This is a genomic window from Pseudomonas sp. GM21 (assembly GCF_000282215.1).
In the GTDB taxonomy this organism is placed as follows: domain Bacteria; phylum Pseudomonadota; class Gammaproteobacteria; order Pseudomonadales; family Pseudomonadaceae; genus Aquipseudomonas.
Genome location: NZ_AKJS01000066.1, coordinates 84476 through 104415 on the forward strand (window position 1 = coordinate 84476; position 19940 = coordinate 104415).

General features: G+C 58.3%; 17 protein-coding genes and 1 pseudogene. 13 read left to right on the forward strand and 5 right to left on the reverse strand.

Annotation, left to right across the window (positions count from 1 at the left end; all coding sequences use genetic code 11):
• Positions 1-24 precede the first annotated feature (24 nt).
• The 3 genes from PMI22_RS20340 to rloA are packed head-to-tail and all read right to left on the reverse strand — an operon-like array spanning position 25 to position 3088.
• Positions 25-1011 (reverse strand): alpha-L-glutamate ligase-like protein, encoded by a 987-nt coding sequence (locus tag PMI22_RS20340; RefSeq protein ID WP_007944507.1) that lies wholly within the window; start codon positions 1009-1011, stop codon positions 25-27.
• Positions 1011-2546 (reverse strand): osmotic stress tolerance membrane protein RloB, encoded by a 1536-nt coding sequence (rloB, locus tag PMI22_RS20335; protein ID WP_007944508.1) that lies wholly within the window; start codon positions 2544-2546, stop codon positions 1011-1013. Before rloB ends, PMI22_RS20340 begins: the two co-directional genes overlap by 1 nt.
• Positions 2547-2551: 5 nt before the next feature.
• Positions 2552-3088: a retropepsin-like aspartic peptidase RloA gene (rloA, locus tag PMI22_RS20330; protein ID WP_007944509.1), complete on the reverse strand. Its 537-nt coding sequence runs from the start codon at positions 3086-3088 to the stop codon at positions 2552-2554.
• Positions 3089-3389: 301 nt separating this feature from the next.
• On the opposite strand from rloA, the gene PMI22_RS20325 reads away from it, so the two are divergent.
• The 5 genes from PMI22_RS20325 to prpF all read left to right on the forward strand — a co-directional run bounded on the left by PMI22_RS20325 (position 3390) and on the right by prpF (position 10387).
• Positions 3390-4106, forward strand: a complete 717-nt coding sequence (locus tag PMI22_RS20325) for a GntR family transcriptional regulator (RefSeq protein ID WP_405046871.1) — start codon at positions 3390-3392, stop codon at positions 4104-4106.
• The gene (gene prpB / locus PMI22_RS20320) at positions 4103-4993 is read left to right on the forward strand and encodes a methylisocitrate lyase (RefSeq protein WP_007944511.1); all 891 of its coding nucleotides are present in this window, start codon (positions 4103-4105) and stop codon (positions 4991-4993) included. Before PMI22_RS20325 ends, prpB begins: the two co-directional genes overlap by 4 nt.
• 205 nt (positions 4994-5198) lie before the next feature.
• Positions 5199-6326 carry a bifunctional 2-methylcitrate synthase/citrate synthase gene (prpC, locus tag PMI22_RS20315; protein ID WP_007944512.1) on the forward strand — a complete coding sequence of 376 codons (1128 nt, stop codon included), beginning with the start codon at positions 5199-5201 and terminating at the stop codon, positions 6324-6326.
• A 209-nt stretch (positions 6327-6535) separates the two neighbouring features.
• Positions 6536-9130 carry a Fe/S-dependent 2-methylisocitrate dehydratase AcnD gene (acnD, locus tag PMI22_RS20310; protein WP_007944513.1) on the forward strand — a complete coding sequence of 865 codons (2595 nt, stop codon included), beginning with the start codon at positions 6536-6538 and terminating at the stop codon, positions 9128-9130.
• A gap of 66 nt (positions 9131-9196) precedes the next feature.
• Positions 9197-10387, forward strand: coding sequence for a 2-methylaconitate cis-trans isomerase PrpF (gene prpF / locus PMI22_RS20305; RefSeq protein ID WP_007944514.1), 1191 nt, complete (start codon positions 9197-9199; stop codon positions 10385-10387).
• A gap of 198 nt (positions 10388-10585) precedes the next feature.
• On the opposite strand, the gene ppsR is transcribed toward prpF, so the two are convergent.
• Positions 10586-11404 (reverse strand): posphoenolpyruvate synthetase regulatory kinase/phosphorylase PpsR, encoded by an 819-nt coding sequence (gene ppsR, locus PMI22_RS20300; protein WP_007944515.1) that lies wholly within the window; start codon positions 11402-11404, stop codon positions 10586-10588.
• Between the two features lie 174 nt (positions 11405-11578).
• Here ppsR and ppsA point away from each other — a divergent pair, with 174 nt between their 5' ends.
• The 8 genes from ppsA (at position 11579) to PMI22_RS20265 (ending at position 19631) form a co-directional block, all read left to right on the forward strand.
• Positions 11579-13954: a phosphoenolpyruvate synthase gene (ppsA, locus tag PMI22_RS20295; RefSeq protein ID WP_007944516.1), complete on the forward strand. Its 2376-nt coding sequence runs from the start codon at positions 11579-11581 to the stop codon at positions 13952-13954.
• 92 nt (positions 13955-14046) lie between these two features.
• Entirely contained in the window at positions 14047-15036 is a 990-nt protein-coding gene (locus tag PMI22_RS20290) for an alpha/beta fold hydrolase (protein ID WP_007944517.1), read from the forward strand.
• Positions 15037-15156: 120 nt separating this feature from the next.
• Positions 15157-15648: a ribonuclease E activity regulator RraA gene (gene rraA, locus PMI22_RS20285; RefSeq protein ID WP_007944518.1), complete on the forward strand. Its 492-nt coding sequence runs from the start codon at positions 15157-15159 to the stop codon at positions 15646-15648.
• Positions 15649-15672: 24 nt separating this feature from the next.
• Positions 15673-16668 (forward strand): zinc transporter ZntB, encoded by a 996-nt coding sequence (locus PMI22_RS20280; protein ID WP_007944520.1) that lies wholly within the window; start codon positions 15673-15675, stop codon positions 16666-16668.
• 63 nt (positions 16669-16731) lie between these two features.
• Positions 16732-16980 (forward strand): hypothetical protein, encoded by a 249-nt coding sequence (locus PMI22_RS20275; RefSeq protein ID WP_007944521.1) that lies wholly within the window; start codon positions 16732-16734, stop codon positions 16978-16980.
• Position 16981: 1 nt separating this feature from the next.
• Positions 16982-17806, forward strand: coding sequence for a mechanosensitive ion channel family protein (locus tag PMI22_RS20270; protein ID WP_007944522.1), 825 nt, complete (start codon positions 16982-16984; stop codon positions 17804-17806).
• Between the two features lie 86 nt (positions 17807-17892).
• The gene (sigX, locus tag PMI22_RS0129270) at positions 17893-18483 is read left to right on the forward strand and encodes an RNA polymerase sigma factor SigX (protein WP_033049026.1); all 591 of its coding nucleotides are present in this window, start codon (positions 17893-17895) and stop codon (positions 18481-18483) included.
• A 107-nt stretch (positions 18484-18590) separates the two neighbouring features.
• Complete coding sequence (locus PMI22_RS20265; RefSeq protein ID WP_007944525.1) at positions 18591-19631, forward strand: OmpA family protein; 1041 nt, start codon at positions 18591-18593, stop codon at positions 19629-19631.
• An 85-nt stretch (positions 19632-19716) separates the two neighbouring features.
• On the opposite strand, the pseudogene PMI22_RS0129275 reads toward PMI22_RS20265, so the two are convergent.
• Positions 19717-19940 (reverse strand): annotated as a pseudogene (locus tag PMI22_RS0129275) (uroporphyrinogen-III C-methyltransferase); the annotation flags it as partial.

The following is a 19940-nucleotide window of genomic DNA, read 5'->3' on the forward strand; positions in this document are numbered from 1 at the left end:
CGTGGGAACGATCAACTATAAGGATCAGCCCTCAACCGCCGGAATATGCCCAAACATTTCCTGCGTAAACGCCACTCGCTCGTTCACCGTTTCGGTAACCCCGCGAGCCTTCAATTCTTCCAGTCGCGCTTCGACCGCATGGGTACGCAAGGTCAGGCCGCAATCGTTGGCGATTTGAATGTTCAACCCCGGCCGGGCATTGAGCTCAAGGATCAGCGGGCCTTTTTCCTGGTCAAGGACCATATCCACGCCTATGTAACCCAGCCCGCACAGCTCATAACAGCCGGCGGCGAGTTTCATGAAACCGTCCCAGTAGGGCAGTTGCACGCCGTCGACGGCATTGGTGGTGTCCGGGTGTTTGGTGATGATGTTGTTCAGCCACGTACCGCGCAGTGTTTCCCCGGTCGCAAGGTCGACGCCGACGCCGATGGCGCCCTGGTGCAGGTTGGCCTTGCCGCCGGATTGTCGGGTCGGCAGACGCAACATGGCCATCACCGGGTAGCCCATCAGCACAATGATGCGAATGTCCGGCACACCTTCATAGCTGATGCTCTTGAAGATCTGGTCCGGGATCACCCGGTATTCGATCAGCGCGCGGTCGCGGTGACCGCCCAGGGAATAAAGGCCCGTGAGGATGCTGGAGACATGGTGCTCGATTTCCTCATGGCTGATGATCTTGCCGGATACCGTGCGGTAGCGGCCCTCGAAACGGTCGGCAATCACAATGATGCCGTCGCCGCCCGCGCCCTGGGCCGGTTTGATCACGAAGTCGGTGCGCCCGCCGATGATCTCGTCGAGGTTGTCGATTTCCTTCTCGGTAGAAATCACGCCATACAGTTCCGGCACGTGAATGCCGGCAGCAATGGCGCGCTCCTTGGTGATGATCTTGTCATCGACAATCGGGTACAGGCTGCGCTTGTTGTACTTGAGTACGTAGTCCGCGTTGCGCCGATTGATCCCCATGATGCCCCGGGCTTCCAGGGCCTTCCAGGTCTTCCAGAAACCGAACATCAGGCGTCAGCCTTCTTCAGGAACGCCTTGAAACGCACCAGTTCGGTCAGGCGGTAACCGCGATAGCGACCCATCGCCAGCATGAAGGCCACCAGGATCAGCAGGATCGCCGGGAAGGTGAACACAAAGTACACCAGCTCCGGCACGGTCATGATCAAGTGCGCCAGGGACGCGGCGAACAGGGTGCCGATGGCCACCTTCATGGCAAAGCCCGAGCCGCGTTCTTCCCAGGTAATCGACAGGCGTTCGATGGTCATCGTCAGGATCACCATAGGGAACAGCGCCACCGACAATCCGCGCTCCAGGCCGAGTTTATGGCTGAACAGGCTGATGGCCGCAATCAGTACCACCACGAAGGTCAGTACCACCGACAGTCTCGGCAGCATCTGCAACTTCAGGTGTTCGAGGTAGGAACGCAGCGAGAGCCCCAGCGCCGTGATGATCGTAAACAATACGATACCGAAGCCGAGCTGGGTTTCGCGGAAGGCGAGGGCGATCAGCACCGGGGTAAAGGTACCGAGTGTCTGAATGCCGATCAGGTTGCGCAGGATCAGGATCACCAGCACGCCAATCGGGATCATCACCATGATCATGAACGTCTGCTGGGTTTGCAGCGGCAGGCCATACAGCGAGTATTCAAGGAAGTTGGCGTCGGTGTTTTCATCGGTCAGCTTGGCCAGGCGAATGGCGTTCATTTCGCTGTTGTTCAGGCTGAACGTCACGCTGGCTTTTTTGCCACCATCGACCGTGATCAGGTTTTCGTCGCCGGTCCACCAGAGCAAGCGGTCGGTCGGCAGGCCTTGTTCACCGGTTTCCGGGTTGAAGTAGAGCCAGTCGGTGCCGTTGAAACTGCGCAACCACAGCTCAGGCACTTGCGGCTGGTCGGCCACCAGACGAACGGTATGGACCTTTTCCACCGGCACGTGGGCGATGGACAGGACCAGCTCGATGATTTTGGCTTTGTTCGCACTGGACGGATCGCCGGCCAGCAGCAGTTTCACATTGTCGTCGCTGAGGTTGTTGACCCGCTTGATCGCCTCGCCAATGAAGGTTTCGACGTCGGCCGAGTGCTGGCGAATCGGTGCGAGCAGGGCTTCGGCGGCGAGTTTTTCCGGGCCTTCGATCGCGATGCTGTCGCGGAAGGTCGGGCCTTTGACTTTGGATTTTTCGCCGGAGTAACGCTTGGTCAGCACCAGGCGGTAATACAGGGTCTGGTTGCCCTTGGCCCGGCGCGCCGACCAGGTGACCTTGCGGTTGCCGTCGACACGGTTCACCGCCACGCCGTAATTATTGGAGATGAAGCTTTCGTTGAGGCTGACGAAGTCGCGGCTCAGCGGCGGCACGAACATCTGGATCTTGACCGGGTCCTTGGCACTGGCGACGAACTCGACCTTGGCGTCGATGTTCCACAAGTCGTCGGTGGCGTCTTCGGTCACGGGAATGCCGAGCACGAAGATCTGATAGGCCGTAACTGAAATGCCCAGTACCACCAGGATGGCGATCAGCATTTTCAGATGGAGGGTAAGAGAGCGCATTGGAATTACTCTGCGGTATGAGCGTCGGTGGCGCAGGCGGGTTTGCCAGCAGCGTATTTAAGACTGGGGTCGACCAGCGCGTCGAAGCGTTTGAGCGCTTCGGAGCCGATCAACAACGGGTATTGGAAAGCGCTGCGGTCGGTCAGGTTCACTTCGATGCTGCGTAAAGCCGAGCCCATGCAAATGTCCAGCTCGATCACCGGACGGGCCGTGTACTTCTTGCCTTCTTCCGGGTCGTAGTCGCCGGCCCGGCGCTTGATCTTGCTGACCCGGGCCAGTGGGCGTTCGATCGGGTGCGAATGGGCGGCGTCGATGGCCAGGTAAAAGCGCACCCAGGACTCGCCATTGCGTTTGAAGCGTTTGATGTCGCGGGCACTCAGAGAAGCGGTCTTCGCTCCGGTGTCGAGTTTGGCCGCGACTTCAAGGTTGATGCCATTCAGGGACGCGTACTCGTTGAGGCCGTACACCGTCTTTTCCCCAGCCGCGGCAAAACCGGGCAGACAAAGGAGATAAAGGAATGTCGGGAAGGGCTTGAGTCTCATAAATCCTGGCGTGCAGCGGTCCGTACTTCGATTCAAGGCCCTGGCATTGCTGCACAAGTTCCCTCGTATGCCTGTCAGCTATTAATGACAAGCCGTGCAGATGCCACAAACAAATGCGGGCGGCATTCTAGCACGGTGGATTGATGGCGCCAGCGCTGGCAGGCGGCTATAACCCCTGTTCTGCTTTGTTATGGAGCGACTGGTTATTAGACGATTGTCGACAATATCGAATTAACCTTTGACTGCGCGCCCTGTTTTCGCTAGTTTTTGCGCCATCAGCTTTCAAGGTGTCGACAATATGCTGGATCAACTGGATCCCCCGCTCACTACCCAAGACGATTCGGAGACACTTTCCGAAAACGTCTTTCGGCGTATTCAAGCGGCCATCGTCAAGGGCGAGATCGCCCCGGGCAGCAAGATCTCCGAGCCAGAGCTGGCGCGCATCTACGGCATCAGCCGAGGGCCGCTGCGTGAGGCGATCCATCGCCTGGAAGGCCAGCGCCTGCTGGTGCGCGTGCCGCATGTTGGGGCGCGGGTGGTTTCGCTGAACCATGCCGAGTTGCTGGAACTCTACGAAATCCGTGAGTCCCTGGAAGGCATGGCCTGCCGCTTGGCCGCCGAGCGTATGACCCTCGAAGAAATCGACGAACTGCGCCGTGTCCTCGAAACCCACGAACGCGATGAGGCGTTTCGGGCCGGACTGGGCTACTACCAGCAGGAAGGCGATTTCGACTTTCATTACCGAATCATCCAGGGCAGCGGCAACCGCACGCTGACCCAAATGCTCTGCGGCGAGCTGTATCAATTGGTGCGCATGTACCGCATCCAGTTTTCCACCGTACCTAATCGCCCGCACCAGGCATTTGCCGAGCACCACCGAATTCTCGATGCCATCGCCGACCGTGACGGTGAACTGGCCGAGTTGTTGATGCGCCGTCACATCGGCGCCTCCAAACGCAATATCGCCCGTCATTACCAGGACGGCGCCAACCCGACAGCCAAACGAGGTGAGTCATGAGTTTGAACAAGAGCACTCCAGGCCAGCGTTTCCGCGATGCGGTCGCCAGCGAGCATCCATTGCAAGTGGTCGGCGCAATCAACGCCAACCACGCGTTGCTGGCCAAGCGCGCCGGTTTCAAGGCGATCTACCTGTCGGGTGGCGGCGTAGCTGCCGGCTCCCTCGGTTTGCCGGACCTGGGCATCACCGGCCTGGATGACGTGCTGACCGACGTGCGTCGCATCACCGACGTCTGCGACCTGCCACTGCTGGTGGACGTGGACACCGGTTTCGGTTCCTCGGCGTTCAACGTCGCCCGCACCGTGAAGTCGATGATCAAGTTCGGCGCTGCGGCGATTCACATCGAAGACCAGGTCGGCGCCAAGCGTTGCGGCCACCGCCCTAACAAAGAAATCGTTACCCAGCAGGAAATGGTCGACCGCATCAAGGCCGCAGTGGATGCGCGTACCGATGACAGCTTCGTGATCATGGCTCGTACCGATGCCCTGGCGGTCGAAGGTCTGGAATCTGCCCTGGATCGCGCTGCTGCGTGCATCGAGGCGGGCGCCGACATGATTTTCCCGGAAGCCATCACCGAACTGGACATGTACAAGCTGTTCGCCAGCCGTGTGAAAGCGCCGATCCTGGCCAACATCACCGAGTTCGGCGCGACGCCTCTGTACACCACCGAGCAACTCGCCGCTGTCGACGTGTCGCTGGTGCTGTACCCGCTGTCGGCCTTCCGTGCCATGAACAAGGCGGCGGAAAACGTCTACAACGCGCTGCGCCGCGATGGCACCCAGGCGAATGTCATCGACACCATGCAGACCCGCATGGAGCTTTACGATCGCATCGACTACCACACCTTCGAGCAGAAGCTCGATGCGTTGTTCGCCGCGAAGAAGTAATGAAGAACGCAACCCTGTAGCAGCTGCCGAGCCCGCGAGGCTGCGTTCGAGGCCGAAGGCCTCGCAAAAACTGGCGACCGTGTCTGCAGGTTTTACGACTGCTGCGCAGCCGGACGCAGGCTTCGCCAGCTGCTACAAGTGTGCGATGTAAATCTGAAAGAAATTGCAGATTCCCAAACAAATTCAAGAAATACTGGAGACAGCAATGGCCGAAGCAAAAGTACTCAGTGGCGCCGGGCTCCGTGGCCAGGTTGCCGGGCAAACCGCACTGTCCACTGTGGGCCAATCGGGCGCAGGCCTGACCTATCGTGGCTACGACGTTCGTGAACTGGCGGCTGACGCTCAGTTCGAAGAAGTCGCTTACCTGCTGCTGTACGGCGAACTGCCGAGCAAAGCGCAACTGGCCGCTTACGTCGCCAAACTGAGCAAGCTGCGTGACCTGCCACAAGCCTTGAAAGAAGTGCTGGAACGCATCCCCGCCGACGCCCACCCGATGGACGTGATGCGTACCGGCTGCTCGTTCCTGGGCAACCTGGAACCGGAGAACGATTTCTCCGAGCAACACGACAAGACCGACCGTCTGCTGGCCGCATTCCCGGCGATCATGACCTACTGGTATCGCTTCAGCCACGACGGCAAGCGCATCAGCTGCGTGTCTGACGAACCGTCGATCGGTGGCCATTTCCTGCACCTGCTGCACGGTGAAAAGCCGAGCGAGTTGCACGTCAAGGTGATGAACGTTTCGCTGATCCTCTACGCAGAGCACGAGTTCAACGCGTCGACGTTCACCGCACGTGTTTGCGCGTCCACCCTGTCGGATCTGTTCTCTTGCATCACCGGCGCTATCGGCTCGCTGCGTGGTCCTCTGCACGGCGGCGCCAACGAAGCAGCGATGGAAATGATCGAGCGCTTCAGCTCGCCGCAAGAGGCGATCGAAGGCACCCTCGGCATGCTTGAGCGCAAAGACAAGATCATGGGCTTCGGTCACGCGATCTATAAGGACAACGATCCGCGTAACGAAGTGATCAAGGGCTGGTCGAAAAAACTCGCTGAAGAAGTGGGCGACAAAGTCTTGTTCCCGGTCTCCGAAGCCATCGACAAAACCATGTGGGAACAAAAGAAACTGTTCCCGAACGCCGACTTCTACCATGCCTCGGCGTACCACTTCATGGGCATTCCGACCAAGTTGTTCACACCGATTTTCGTCTGCTCGCGCCTGACCGGTTGGGCTGCCCACGTGTTCGAACAACGTGCCAACAACCGCATCATCCGCCCGAGCGCCGAGTACACCGGCGTCGAACAGCGCAAGTTCGTGCCAATCGAACAACGCTGATCTGGAGGGCACTGACGCTGGATACTGAAGGAACCGAAAACCCTGTGGGAGCGAGACCGGCTTGCCGGCGATGACGGACTGACATTCACCATTGATGTCGACGGATACACCGCTATCGCGAGCAGGCTCGCTCCCACATTTGATCCGGTTTCAATTCAACTCCAGCGTCAGACGCCCCCTTTGTAACTACCGTGACCGAGTCCCTGACGATGAACACAGAATTTCGTAAACAGCTGCCCGGCAGCCATCTGGATTACTTCGACGTCCGCGCGGCAGTCGAAGCCATTGCCCCTGGCGCCTACGACACCCTGCCGTACACCTCGCGCGTGCTGGCGGAAAACCTTGTGCGTCGCTGTGACCCGGCCACGCTCACCGAATCCCTGAAGCAATTCATCGAACGCAAGCGCGACCTCGACTTCCCGTGGTTCCCGGCGCGCGTGGTATGCCACGACATTCTCGGCCAGACCGCTTTGGTCGACCTCGCCGGCCTGCGTGACGCCATCGCCCTGCAAGGCGGCGACCCGGCGCAAGTGAACCCGGTCGTACCGACCCAATTGATCGTCGACCACTCGCTGGCCGTCGAGCGCGGTGGTTTTGATCCGGAGGCGTTCGAGAAGAACCGCGCCATCGAAGACCGCCGTAACGAAGACCGTTTCCACTTCATCAACTGGACCAAGAAGGCGTTCAAGAACGTCGACGTGATCCCGCCAGGCAACGGCATCATGCACCAGATCAACCTGGAGAAAATGTCTCCGGTGATCCAGGTACGTGACGGCGTGGCGTTCCCCGACACCTGCGTCGGCACCGACAGCCACACCCCGCACGTTGATGCGCTGGGCGTGATCGCCATTGGCGTGGGCGGTCTCGAAGCCGAGAGCGTGATGCTTGGTCGTGCCTCCTGGATGCGTCTGCCAGAAAGCGTCGGCGTCGAATTGACCGGCAAGCTGCAACCGGGCATCACCGCCACCGACATGGTGCTGGCGCTGACCGAGTTCCTGCGCAAGCAAAAAGTGGTTGGCGCATGGCTGGAGTTCTTCGGTGAAGGCGCTGCCGCGCTGACCCTCGGCGACCGCGCAACCATTTCCAACATGGCTCCGGAATACGGCGCCACTGCCGCGATGTTCTACATCGACCAGCAGACCATCGACTACCTCAAGCTCACTGGCCGTGAAGACGATCAGGTGCAGCTTGTGGAGCACTACGCCAAGACCACTGGCCTGTGGGCCGACAGCCTGAAGGGCGCGCAATACGAGCGCGGCTTGACCTTCGATCTGTCCACGGTCGTGCGCAACATGGCTGGCCCGAGCAACCCGCACGCTCGCGTGGCGGTTTCCGATCTGGCCGCCAAAGGCATTTCCGGCAAGTGGGACGACGTGCCTGGCCAAATGCCGGACGGCGCTGTGATCATCGCGGCCATCACCAGCTGCACCAACACCAGCAACCCGCGCAACGTGATCGCTGCCGGCCTGCTGGCGCGCAATGCCAACAAGCTCGGCTTGACCCGCAAGCCATGGGTGAAATCCTCCCTGGCACCGGGTTCGAAAACCGTCGCGCTGTATCTGGATGAAGCCGGTCTGACCGACGAACTGGAGCAACTGGGCTTCGGCGTCGTCGCCTTCGCCTGCACCACCTGCAACGGCATGTCCGGCGCACTGGACCCGGTGATCCAGCAAGAGATCATCGACCGCGACCTGTACGCCACTGCCGTACTGTCCGGCAACCGTAACTTTGACGGCCGGATTCACCCGTACGCCAAGCAAGCGTTCCTCGCTTCGCCACCGCTGGTGGTTGCTTATGCCATCGCCGGGACCATCCGTTTCGACATCGAAAAAGATGTGCTGGCAGTGGTCGATGGCAAGGAAATCCGCCTGAAAGACATCTGGCCGAGCGACGAAGAAATCGACGCCGTGGTCAAGGCATCGGTGAAGCCGGAGCAGTTCCGTCAGGTCTACATCCCGATGTTCGCCATCCACGAAGACACCGGCCCGAAAGTAGCGCCGCTGTACGAGTGGCGCGAGATGAGCACCTACATCCGCCGTCCGCCGTACTGGGAAGGCGCGTTGGCCGGGGCACGTCCGCTCAAGGGTATGCGTCCGTTGGCAGTACTGCCGGACAACATCACCACCGATCACCTGTCGCCGTCGAACGCGATCATGCTGGACAGCGCCGCCGGCGAATACCTGGCGAAAATGGGCCTGCCGGAAGAGGACTTCAACTCCTACGCGACTCACCGTGGTGACCACCTGACCGCACAACGTGCCACCTTCGCCAACCCGAAACTGTTCAACGAAATGGTTCTGGAAGACGGCAAGGTCAAGCAGGGTTCGCTGGCGCGCGTCGAGCCGGAAGGCAAAGTGATGCGCATGTGGGAAGCCATCGAAACCTACATGGACCGCAAGCAGCCGCTGATCATCATCGCCGGCGCCGACTACGGTCAGGGCTCGTCCCGCGACTGGGCGGCCAAAGGCGTGCGTCTGGCGGGTGTGGAAGCGATTGCCGCTGAAGGTTTCGAGCGCATTCACCGCACCAACCTGGTGGGCATGGGCGTGTTGCCGCTGGAGTTCAAAGCCGGCACCAACCGTCACACCCTGGCCATCGACGGCAGTGAAACCTACGACGTGATCGGCGAGCGCACACCGCGTGCCGAGCTGACGCTGGTGATCCATCGCAAGAATGGCGAACGCGTCGATGTGCCGGTGACCTGCCGCCTCGACACCGCTGAAGAAGTGTCGATCTATGAAGCCGGCGGTGTGTTGCAACGCTTTGCCCAGGACTTCCTCGAAGAGTCGGCAGTCGCCGTTTAACACACGCTGTACGGACACGGGACTTTAAGTCCCGTGTCTGTTTTCAAGGTAAGGAGTAACGAGCACATGGCTCACGCAGCTCAGATCAAAATCCCTGCCACCTACATGCGTGGCGGCACCAGTAAAGGCGTGTTTTTCAGCCTGAAAGACCTGCCAGAAGTGGCACAGATTCCCGGCCCGGCCCGCGATGCTTTGTTGCTGCGCGTGATCGGCAGCCCCGATCCGTACGACAAGCAAATCGACGGCATGGGCGGCGCAACCTCCAGCACCAGCAAAACCGTGATCCTGTCGAAAAGCCTCAAGGCCGATCACGATGTGGATTACCTGTTCGGTCAGGTGTCCATCGACAAGCCATTCGTCGACTGGAGCGGCAACTGCGGCAACCTGACGGCGGCGGTCGGTTCGTTTGCTGTCAGCAACGGCTTGGTGGATACCAGCCGCATCCCGCATAACGGCGTAGCAATTGTTCGCGTTTGGCAGGCTAACATCGGCAAGACCATCATCGCCCACGTGCCGATCACCAACGGCGAAGTACAGGAAACCGGTGATTTCGAACTCGACGGCGTGACCTTCCCGGCCGCCGAAGTGCAAGTCGAATTCCTCGATCCTGCGGCAGAAGAGGAGGGCGGCGGTGGTTCGATGTTCCCCACTGGCAACCTGGTGGATGACCTCGAAGTACCCGGCGTCGGAACCTTCAAGGCGACCATGATCAATGCCGGCATCCCGACGATTTTCGTCAATGCCGAGGACATCGGTTACACCGGCACCGAGTTGCAGGGCGCGATCAACAGCGATCCGAAGGCGCTGGCGATGTTCGAGACGATCCGTGCTTATGGCGCATTGCGCATGGGCTTGATTTCGAACCTCGACGAAGCGGCCAAGCGTCAGCACACCCCTAAGGTGGCCTTCGTGGCCAAACCGTCAGACTACGTGTCGTCCAGCGGCAAGGCGATTGCGGCGGGGGATGTCGACCTGCTGGTCCGTGCATTGTCGATGGGTAAATTGCACCACGCGATGATGGGCACGGCCGCCGTAGCCATCGGCACGGCAGCGGCGATTACCGGCACCTTGGTAAACCTCGCGGCAGGCGGCATTGAACGTAACGCTGTGCGCTTCGGCCATCCGTCGGGAACGTTGCGCGTTGGCGCCGAGGCCAGCCTGGTGAACGGTGAATGGACCGTGAACAAAGCCATCATGAGCCGCAGTGCGCGGGTATTGATGGAAGGTTTTGTCCGCGTCCCAGGCGACTCGTTCTAAGCCGGACAATAAACCCCTGTGGGAGCGAGCCTGCTCGCGATGAGGCCCTGACATTCAACATTGATGTTGTCAGGCACACCGCCATCGCGAGGAGGCTCACTCCCACAGTCGATCTTCAGTTACACCAAGTAGTGTGCGACCAAAAGTCACTGTGGGAGCGGGCTTGCCCGCGATGGCGATATAAGAGGCGACGCAGAACTACTTGAACCGCCGCTCCACGCCTTTCTCCACAAGAATTTTGGCGGAAATCTCTTCCACCGAAAAATGCGTGGAGTTGATGTGCGGGATGTTCTCGCGGCGGAACAGGTTTTCCACCTCGCGCACTTCAAACTCGCACTGGGCATAGCTTGAATAACGGCTGTTAGGTTTGCGCTCGTTGCGGATCGCGGTAAGGCGGTCCGGGTCGATAGTCAGGCCAAACAGTTTGTGTTGATGGGTGCGCAGGGCGCTTGGCAGGGTCAGGCGTTCCATGTCGTCTTCGGTCAGCGGGTAGTTGGCCGCGCGGATGCCGAATTGCATGGCCATGTACAGACAGGTCGGGGTCTTGCCGCAACGCGACACGCCGACCAGGATCAAATCGGCCTTGTCGTAGTAGTGCGTGCGGGCGCCATCGTCGTTGTCGAGGGCGAAGTTCACCGCCTCGATGCGTTCCATGTAATTGGTGTTGGCGCCGATGGAGTGGGATTTGCCCACGGTGTAGGAAGAATGCTCGGTCAATTCCTGCTCAAGCGGTGCCAGGAACGTCGAGAAAATGTCGATCATGAAACCATTCGAAGTCGCGAGGATCTCACGGATGTCCTGATTGACGATGGTGTCGAAAATAATCGGCCGGAAACCGTCGGTTTCAGCGGCTTTGTTGATTTGTTGTACCATGGCCCGCGCTTTATCCACGTTATCGATGTACGGTCGCGTGAATTTGCTAAAGGTAATGTTTTCGAACTGCGCCAGGAGGCTTTGACCCAAAGTTTCGGCCGTGATGCCGGTACCGTCGGAAATAAAGAAAGCAGATCGTTTCATTTGCACCTTGGGCCTTAAGCTAATGACGAATCTTGGATATGATAGGCGCGGTTTGTCGGCCGCCAGTGGCCCGCATTCTCACTTATTTTCCAGGTCCAGGCCATACAGCCGCAAAACGCTCCTTTGAGCAGCCGGCTTCTGAGCTTTTCCAACACAGTTAGTGGAGAGATCACCTTGGTAGAGTACGTAGTTTCCCTCGATAAGCTCGGCGTCCATGATGTAGAGCACGTAGGGGGCAAGAACGCATCCCTGGGCGAGATGATCAGTAACCTTGCAGGTGCCGGTGTATCGGTGCCCGGTGGCTTCGCCACGACAGCTCAGGCTTATCGTGATTTTCTGGAACTGAGCGGTCTCAACGATCAGATCCACGCCGCCCTCGACGCCCTGGATGTCGACGATGTCAACGCCCTGGCCCGTACCGGCGCCCAGATCCGTCAATGGATCATGGAAGCCGAATTCCCCGAGAAGCTCAACGCCGAGATCCGCACTGCGTTCGCCACGCTGTCGGCCGGCAACCCTGACATGGCCGTGGCCGTTCGCTCTTCCGCTACCGCCGAAGACTTGCCGGACGCATCCTTCGCCGGCCAGCAGGAAACTTTCCTGAACATCCGTGGTGTCGAAAACGTTATTCGCGCCGCCAAAGAGGTGTTCGCTTCGCTGTTTAACGACCGTGCGATTTCCTACCGTGTGCACCAGGGCTTCGACCACAAGCTGGTGGCCCTGTCGGCTGGCGTTCAGCGCATGGTCCGCTCCGAGACCGGCACCGCCGGCGTAATGTTCACCCTCGACACCGAATCGGGTTTCCGTGACGTGGTGTTCATCACTGGCGCCTACGGCCTGGGTGAAACCGTCGTACAAGGCGCGGTGAACCCGGATGAGTTCTACGTGCACAAAGGTACGCTGGCTGCCGGTCGTCCGGCCATTCTGCGCCGCAACCTGGGCAGCAAAGCCATCAAGATGATCTACGGCGAAGTCGCCACGGCCGGTAAATCGGTCAAGACTATCGACGTCGACAAGGCTGATCGCGCTCGTTTCTGTCTGAGCGACGCTGAAGTCAGCGAACTGGCCAAACAAGCGATGATCATCGAGAAGCACTACAAGTGCCCGATGGACATCGAGTGGGCCAAAGACGGTGACGACGGCAAGCTCTACATCGTTCAGGCTCGTCCTGAAACCGTGAAGAGCCGCACCCAGGCCAACGTCATGGAGCGTTACCTGTTGAAAGAAACCGGCACCGTGCTGGTTGAAGGTCGCGCCATCGGCCAGCGCATCGGCGCCGGCAAGGTCCGCATCATCAAGGACGTGTCCGAGATGGACAAAGTCCAGCCGGGCGACGTTCTGGTTTCCGACATGACCGACCCGGACTGGGAACCGGTCATGAAGCGCGCCAGCGCCATCGTCACTAACCGTGGCGGTCGTACCTGCCACGCGGCAATCATCGCTCGCGAACTGGGTATCCCGGCCGTGGTCGGTTGCGGCAACGCCACCCAGCTGTTGAAAGACGGCCAAGGCGTGACGGTTTCCTGCGCTGAAGGCGACACCGGTTACATCTTCGAAGGCGAACTGGGCTTCGACATCAAGAAAAACTCCGTCGATGCCATGCCGGACCTGCCGTTCAAGATCATGATGAACGTCGGCAACCCGGATCGCGCCTTCGACTTCGCGCAACTGCCGAACGCCGGTGTGGGCCTGGCCCGTCTGGAATTCATCATCAACCGCATGATCGGTGTTCACCCCAAAGCGTTGTTGAACTACGACGGTCTGCCGCAAGACATCAAGGACAGCGTCGACAAGCGCATTGCCGGTTACAACGACCCGGTCGACTTCTATGTCGACAAACTGGTGGAAGGCATCAGCACCCTGGCGGCAGCGTTCACGCCGAAAAAGGTCATCGTGCGCCTGTCGGACTTCAAGTCCAACGAATACGCGAACCTGATCGGCGGCAAGCTCTACGAGCCGGAAGAAGAAAACCCGATGCTGGGCTTCCGTGGCGCTTCGCGTTACATCAGCGAATCGTTCCGCGACTGCTTCGAACTCGAATGCCGCGCCCTCAAGCGTGTGCGCAACGAGATGGGCCTGACCAACGTCGAAATCATGGTGCCGTTCGTCCGTACCCTGGGCGAAGCCAGCCAGGTGATCGATCTGCTGGCCGAAAACGGTCTGGCTCGCGGCGAAAACGGTCTGCGCATCATCATGATGTGCGAACTGCCGTCCAACGCGATCCTCGCTGAAGAATTCCTGGAATTCTTCGACGGTTTCTCGATTGGTTCCAACGACCTGACTCAGCTGACACTGGGCCTGGACCGTGACTCCGGCATCATCGCGCACTTGTTCGACGAGCGTAATCCGGCGGTCAAAAAGCTGCTGGCCAACGCTATCGCGGCCTGTAACAAGGCTGGCAAGTACATCGGCATTTGCGGTCAGGGTCCTTCGGACCACCCGGACCTGGCCAAGTGGCTGATGGAGCAGGGCATCGAAAGCGTTTCGTTGAACCCCGATTCCGTATTGGAAACCTGGTTCTTCCTGGCTGAAGGTCAGGCTTCGGCTTGATGTGAATGAAGCCCCGGTCAAGTGGCCGGGGCTTTGAGAGTGAAGTAGGGCGGGCTCCAATTGGATGCCGCCCTTTTTTGTGCAAGAGCATTATGCAAAGCAGCAGCAACCTATTTCCTGTCGCCCTGATCAGCGCCGAACGGCGTGGGGATCTGAGCGAAGATGTTTACCGATTGAAACCGGCCAACAGCCCGGACCCTAGCGTAGAGCTGGCCGTTACCCGGTTGGGCATGGCCGATGGGCCGGTGGGGCGCGGTGTGCCCGTGATTTTGTTGCATGGCAGCTTTTCCAATCGGCGCTTCTGGTTTTCCCCCAAGGGGCTGGGATTGGGCGCGTACCTGACGCGTCAGGGGTTCGATGTGTGGATTCCGGAAATGCGCGGCCATGGCCTGTCCCAACGCAATCAGAACTACCGCAAGAACCGGGTCGCCGACTACGCTCGTTACGACCTGCCAGCCATTGGCGCGTTCGTACGTGAACAGAGCGGTCAGGTTCCACACTGGATCGGTCACTCACTGGGCGGTATCACGCTGGCGGCGGCGTTGGGCGGAGAGTACATCGGCGAGCCTGTGGTGGCATCTGCGGCGTTCTTTGGCGCGCAGGTCAGCCGGACTTACTGGCCATTGAAAATTCCACCGGTGGAATGGAGCGGGCGTTTCATTCTCAAGCGCTTTGCGCAGCTATCGGGATCCCGGCTCAAGCGCGGCCCGGAGGACGAGCCGATTGGCCTGGCCCTGGAAAGCATGCGCTGGTACGGTTTGTTTGGGCGTTTCGGCGATGCCGACAAGGACTGGTGGGCCGGCTTGGCCAACGTTGCGGTGCCCGTGTTGGCCGTGAGCGCTGTGGGCGATCATCAGGACCCGGCGTCGGAGTGCCTCAAACTGTTCGACCAGATCGGCTCCGAGCACAAGCAATTCATCAACCTTGGTCGCGATCAGGGCTTTGGCGACGATTTTGGTCACGTGGAAATGCTCGTCAGCAAAGCCGCTCAAGCCGAAGTCTGGCCGTTGGTGGCGCGTTGGCTGGGCGATCAACAGACACCTTTGATGGGCGATAAGCCGGATCTGGCCGCGGCAGTATGAGCCCGATGCTCTAACAAGGGCATTCCGCTCTGTTCCGCTTGCGGCTAAGATATGACGCATTGAGCTATTTTGGTCACGTTCGACACCCTCGATTGTCTTCCTCTTTACAGGAGTTTCTCGATGAACCATTACCTCACGCCTGACCTGTGCGACGCCTATCCGGAGCTGGTGCAGGTGCTGGAACCGATGTTCAGCAATTTCGGCGGCCGTGACTCGTTCGGCGGCGAAATCGTGACCATCAAGTGCTTCGAAGACAACTCGCTGGTCAAGGACCAGGCCGAGCTCAAGGGCAATGGCAAGGTGTTGGTGGTCGATGGGGGCGGTTCTCTGCGTCGTGCGCTGCTGGGCGACATGATCGCCGAGAAAGCCGCGAAAAACGGTTGGGAAGGGCTGGTGATCTATGGTTGCATCCGTGACGTCGATGTCATTGCGCAAACCGATCTCGGCGTTCAGGCCCTGGCCAGCCATCCGATGAAAACCGACAAGCGCGGTATCGGCGATCTCAATGTGCCGGTGACCTTTGCGGGCGTGACATTCCATCCAGGCCATTACATCTACGCGGACAACAACGGCGTGATCATTTCGCCAAGCCCGCTGAAAATGCCTGAATAAGCCAAAACCAACAAAGGGATGCGGATGTTCGAGGAAGAAAACGCGCAATGGGGCCTGGTGCATGCCCTGGTGCTGGACGGTAAAGGCGGCGCGCGTTCGATAGCCCGGACTGAACTCGATGACTTGCAGCTACAGGCTCATGAAAGCCTGTGGCTGCACTGGGATCGCAGTCATCCACAAACCCAGACCTGGCTGCGTAAATCCAGCGGTCTGAGTGAATTCAGCTGTGACCTTTTACTCGAAGAAAACACCCGGCCACGCCTGTTGCCCTTGCCGGACGCCGAATTGTTGCTGTTTCTGCGTGGGGTCAACCTGAACCCTGGCGCAGAACCGGAAGACATGGTCTCGGTGCGGATTTTCGCTTCAGCTCAGCGTGTTATTTCTTTGCGTCTGCGACCCTTGCGCGCCACCGATGAATTGCTGGTGCAGCTCACTGATGGCAAAGGGCCGAAAACCGCCTCTGAACTCGTCCTGTATATGGCGCAGTACCTCACCAACAAAGTGCAGGATCTGGTCAGTTGCCTCTCGGAAGTGGTCGATGAGGAAGAAGAAAAACTGGATACCGACGAACGGTATACGCCCGAGCACGGAGCGATTTTGCAGATTCGTCGCAGGGCCGCCGCGCTGAAACGTTTCCTTGCACCTCAGCGGGAGATTTTCGGGCAACTAACGCGTATAAGGCTGCCCTGGTTTGTCGAAGACGATGGCGATTACTGGAACGAATTGAACAACAGCCTGACCCGCTACCTTGAGGAGCTGGAGTTGACCCGGGAGCGGGTGGGGCTGGTCCTTGAGGCTGAAGACAGACGTCTGAGCGTACGCATGAACCGCACGATGTACCGTTTCGGGATCATCACCGGGATCTTTTTGCCGATGAGTTTTCTGGCCGGTCTTTTGGGGATCAACGTGGGGGGGATTCCGTTCTCTGACAGCCCCTATGGCTTCCTCATTGCGTGCCTGATGATGGTCTCGGTGGCGCTCGCGCAGTGGTGGTTATTTCGACGTTTGCGCTGGGTCTGAGCATGAGTCATGTGACCCGAGCAAATTTGACCGCGTCTTTCACAGACATCACGAGAGGTGCGTATGCACGATCCGTTTGAACAGTCTTTGCGTGACATGCTCAATGCATCACCCTCCACCCGGGACGATGATGCGTGCCTTGGGCGTGTACTGAAAACCGCCAACCGCCAGGTCGGCGCCGGCGATCTGTTCAGCCTGCTGGGCCGCTGGTTGCCCGCGCTGATGATTGCCCTCAATAACGGCTCGGCCCACGTCTCGCCGGTTTCCCGCCACCGTAAACCTACCGTTCGCACTGCTGATAAGGCTGATTAATATGGAACTTGATCTCTGGACTCAGAGCCTCGTCACCGCAATGACTGCGTTATGGACCAAGGTTGCGAACTTCATTCCGAACCTGTTTGGCGCACTGGTTGTGCTGCTGTTGGGTTTTGTCGTGGCGAAACTTTTGGACACTTTGTTGTCCAAGCTGCTCGCCAAGCTGGGGCTCGATCGCCTGATGGGCGGCACCGGTCTGACCAAATTGCTGTCCCGCGCCGGGCTTCAGGTACCGATCTCGACCTTGATCGGAAAAATCGTCTATTGGTTCGTTCTGCTAATTTTTCTGGTTTCTGCCGCAGAATCCCTTGGACTTGAGCGAGTTTCAGCTACGCTAGATATGTTAGCTCTGTATTTGCCGAAAGTATTCGGCGCGGCGCTGGTGTTGCTGGTGGGTGTTTTGCTGGCACAACTGGCCAATGGATTGGTACGCGGGGCGGCAGAAGGCGTAGGACTGGACTACGCTTCAGGATTGGGACGAATTGCTCAGGGGCTGGTGATTATCATCAGCATTTCGGTTGCGATCAGCCAGTTGGAGGTCAAGACTGACCTTCTGAACCATGTAATTGTTATCGTTTTGATTACCGTTGGTCTGGCAGTTGCACTGGCCATGGGGTTGGGAAGCCGGGAAATTGCCGGTCAGATTCTTGCGGGAATCTATGTGCGTGAGCTATATGAGGTTGGGCAACAAGTGCGTGTTGGTGAGGTTGAGGGGCAGATAGAAGAGATCGGCACGGTTAAAACTACATTGCTGACCGATGAGGGTGAGCTAGTCTCTCTCTCAAATCGGATTCTCCTGGAGCAGCATGTGAGTAGCCGCTAACCCGGCAAACCCTGCTAACGTATGCCGCCGCAAAATGCCCTGAAAGGGCGCGGCGGACATTGACCTGACTGTCGGCCCGACTTGTTTTGAATAAAGCTCAATCGCTCTCCACGCGCTACGACCCCCGCGAGCTCTCTGATGAGGAGTTGGTCGCGCGCTCGCATACCGAGCTGTTTCACGTAACGCGCGCTTATGAAGAATTGATGCGGCGTTACCAGCGAACATTATTTAACGTCTGTGCCCGATACCTTGGGAACGATCGTGACGCAGACGATGTCTGTCAGGAAGTGATGCTGAAGGTGTTGTATGGCTTGAAGAACTTTGAGGGGAAATCAAAGTTCAAGACGTGGCTATACAGCATCACGTATAACGAATGCATCACACAGTATCGAAAGGAACGGCGAAAGCGTCGCTTGATGGACGCTTTGAGTCTGGACCCCCTCGAGGAAGCATCTGAGGAAAAGATGCCGAAACCTGAGGATAAGGGTGGACTGGATCGCTGGCTTGTGTATGTAAATCCGATTGACCGTGAAATTTTGGTGCTACGATTTGTCGCAGAGCTGGAATTTCAGGAGATCGCGGATATTATGCATATGGGATTGAGTGCAACAAAAATGCGGTACAAACGCGCTCTTGATAAATTGCGTGAGAAATTTGCAGGCAGTGCTGAAACTTAGTTCAGCGCAAATATCTCTTACGTGTAGGCTAGTTCTGATAGACTAGCCGCCGAGTTGTCCCCCGGTTTGAGGGACTGCTTTACAATCACCAGATGGGGATTTAACGGATGAAACTGAAAAACACCTTGGGCTTGGCCATTGGTACTCTTATTGCCGCTACTTCTTTCGGCGTTCTGGCACAAGGCCAAGGCGCTTTTGAAGGCGAGCTTAACTACGGGAAAAAGTACAACGACAGCGTTGACAACGTTCAAGATGGTTACACTCCTGGCGCCTCCATCGGTTACTTCTTGACCGACGATACATCGTTGAACTTCACCTACAACGCTGAAGACTACACTCGTTCGGAAAACAACACTGGCAATCAGAAAATCGAAGGCGACAGCTTCGGTCTGAACGCTCAATACCACTTCAACAACGCTGGCGACGCTCTGCGTCCTTACGTGCTGGGTGGCGTTAAACACGGCAGCATGACCAACGTAAAAGCTGATGGCCACAGCGGTCGTGACCAGTCAACCTTCCTGACTGCAGGCGCTGGCGTTAAGTGGTACTTCGTGGAAAACGTCTACGCTCGTGCTGGCGTAGAAGCTGACTACAAACTGGACAACGGCCGTTTTGACTACATTCCGTCCATCGGTCTGGGTGTGAACTTCGGCGGTGGTAACAAGCCTGCTCCGGTTGTTGCTCCAGAAGTTTGCTCCGACAGCGACAACGATGGCGTGTGCGACAACGTTGACAAGTGCCCAGACACCCCAGCCAACGTAACTGTTGACGCTGATGGCTGCCCGGCAGTTGCTGAAGTTGTTCGTGTTGAACTGGACGTGAAATTCGACTTCGACAAGTCGGTAGTCAAGCCAGACAGCTACGCTGACATCAAGAACCTGGCTGATTTCATGAAGCAGTACCCAGCCACCTCCACTACTGTTGAAGGTCACACTGACTCCGTCGGTCCTGACGCTTACAACCAGAAACTGTCCGAGCGTCGTGCAAACGCCGTTAAGCAAGTTCTGACCAACCAGTACGGTGTTGAAGGCTCGCGCGTTGAGTCTGTTGGTTACGGCGAATCCAAGCCAGTTGCTAGCAACGATACCGCTGAAGGCCGTGCTGTAAACCGTCGCGTAGAAGCGCAGGTTGAAGCTAACGCTAAGTAATTAGCGCGCCGCTCTGAGAAAAGCCCGGCTTAAGCCGGGCTTTTCTTTGTCTGCGATTTGGTGAAATGGAGTGATGCATGCAGCTTTACGCTGAGTGATCCGCCGTCAACGCAGGCAAGTCGTGCTCCCACAGAGATCGAGTTGCACAGGCTGCGACCGCGCCGATCACCAGGATTGCCGGGCTTTTCAACTCGAAAGCACAGGCATCTTCTTCCATCGCCATCAGGCTGCTCCGACATTCCCGTTGATGCGGCAACGATGCATTTTCAATCATCGCCACCGGCGTATCGGCTGGCATTGCGCCCGCCA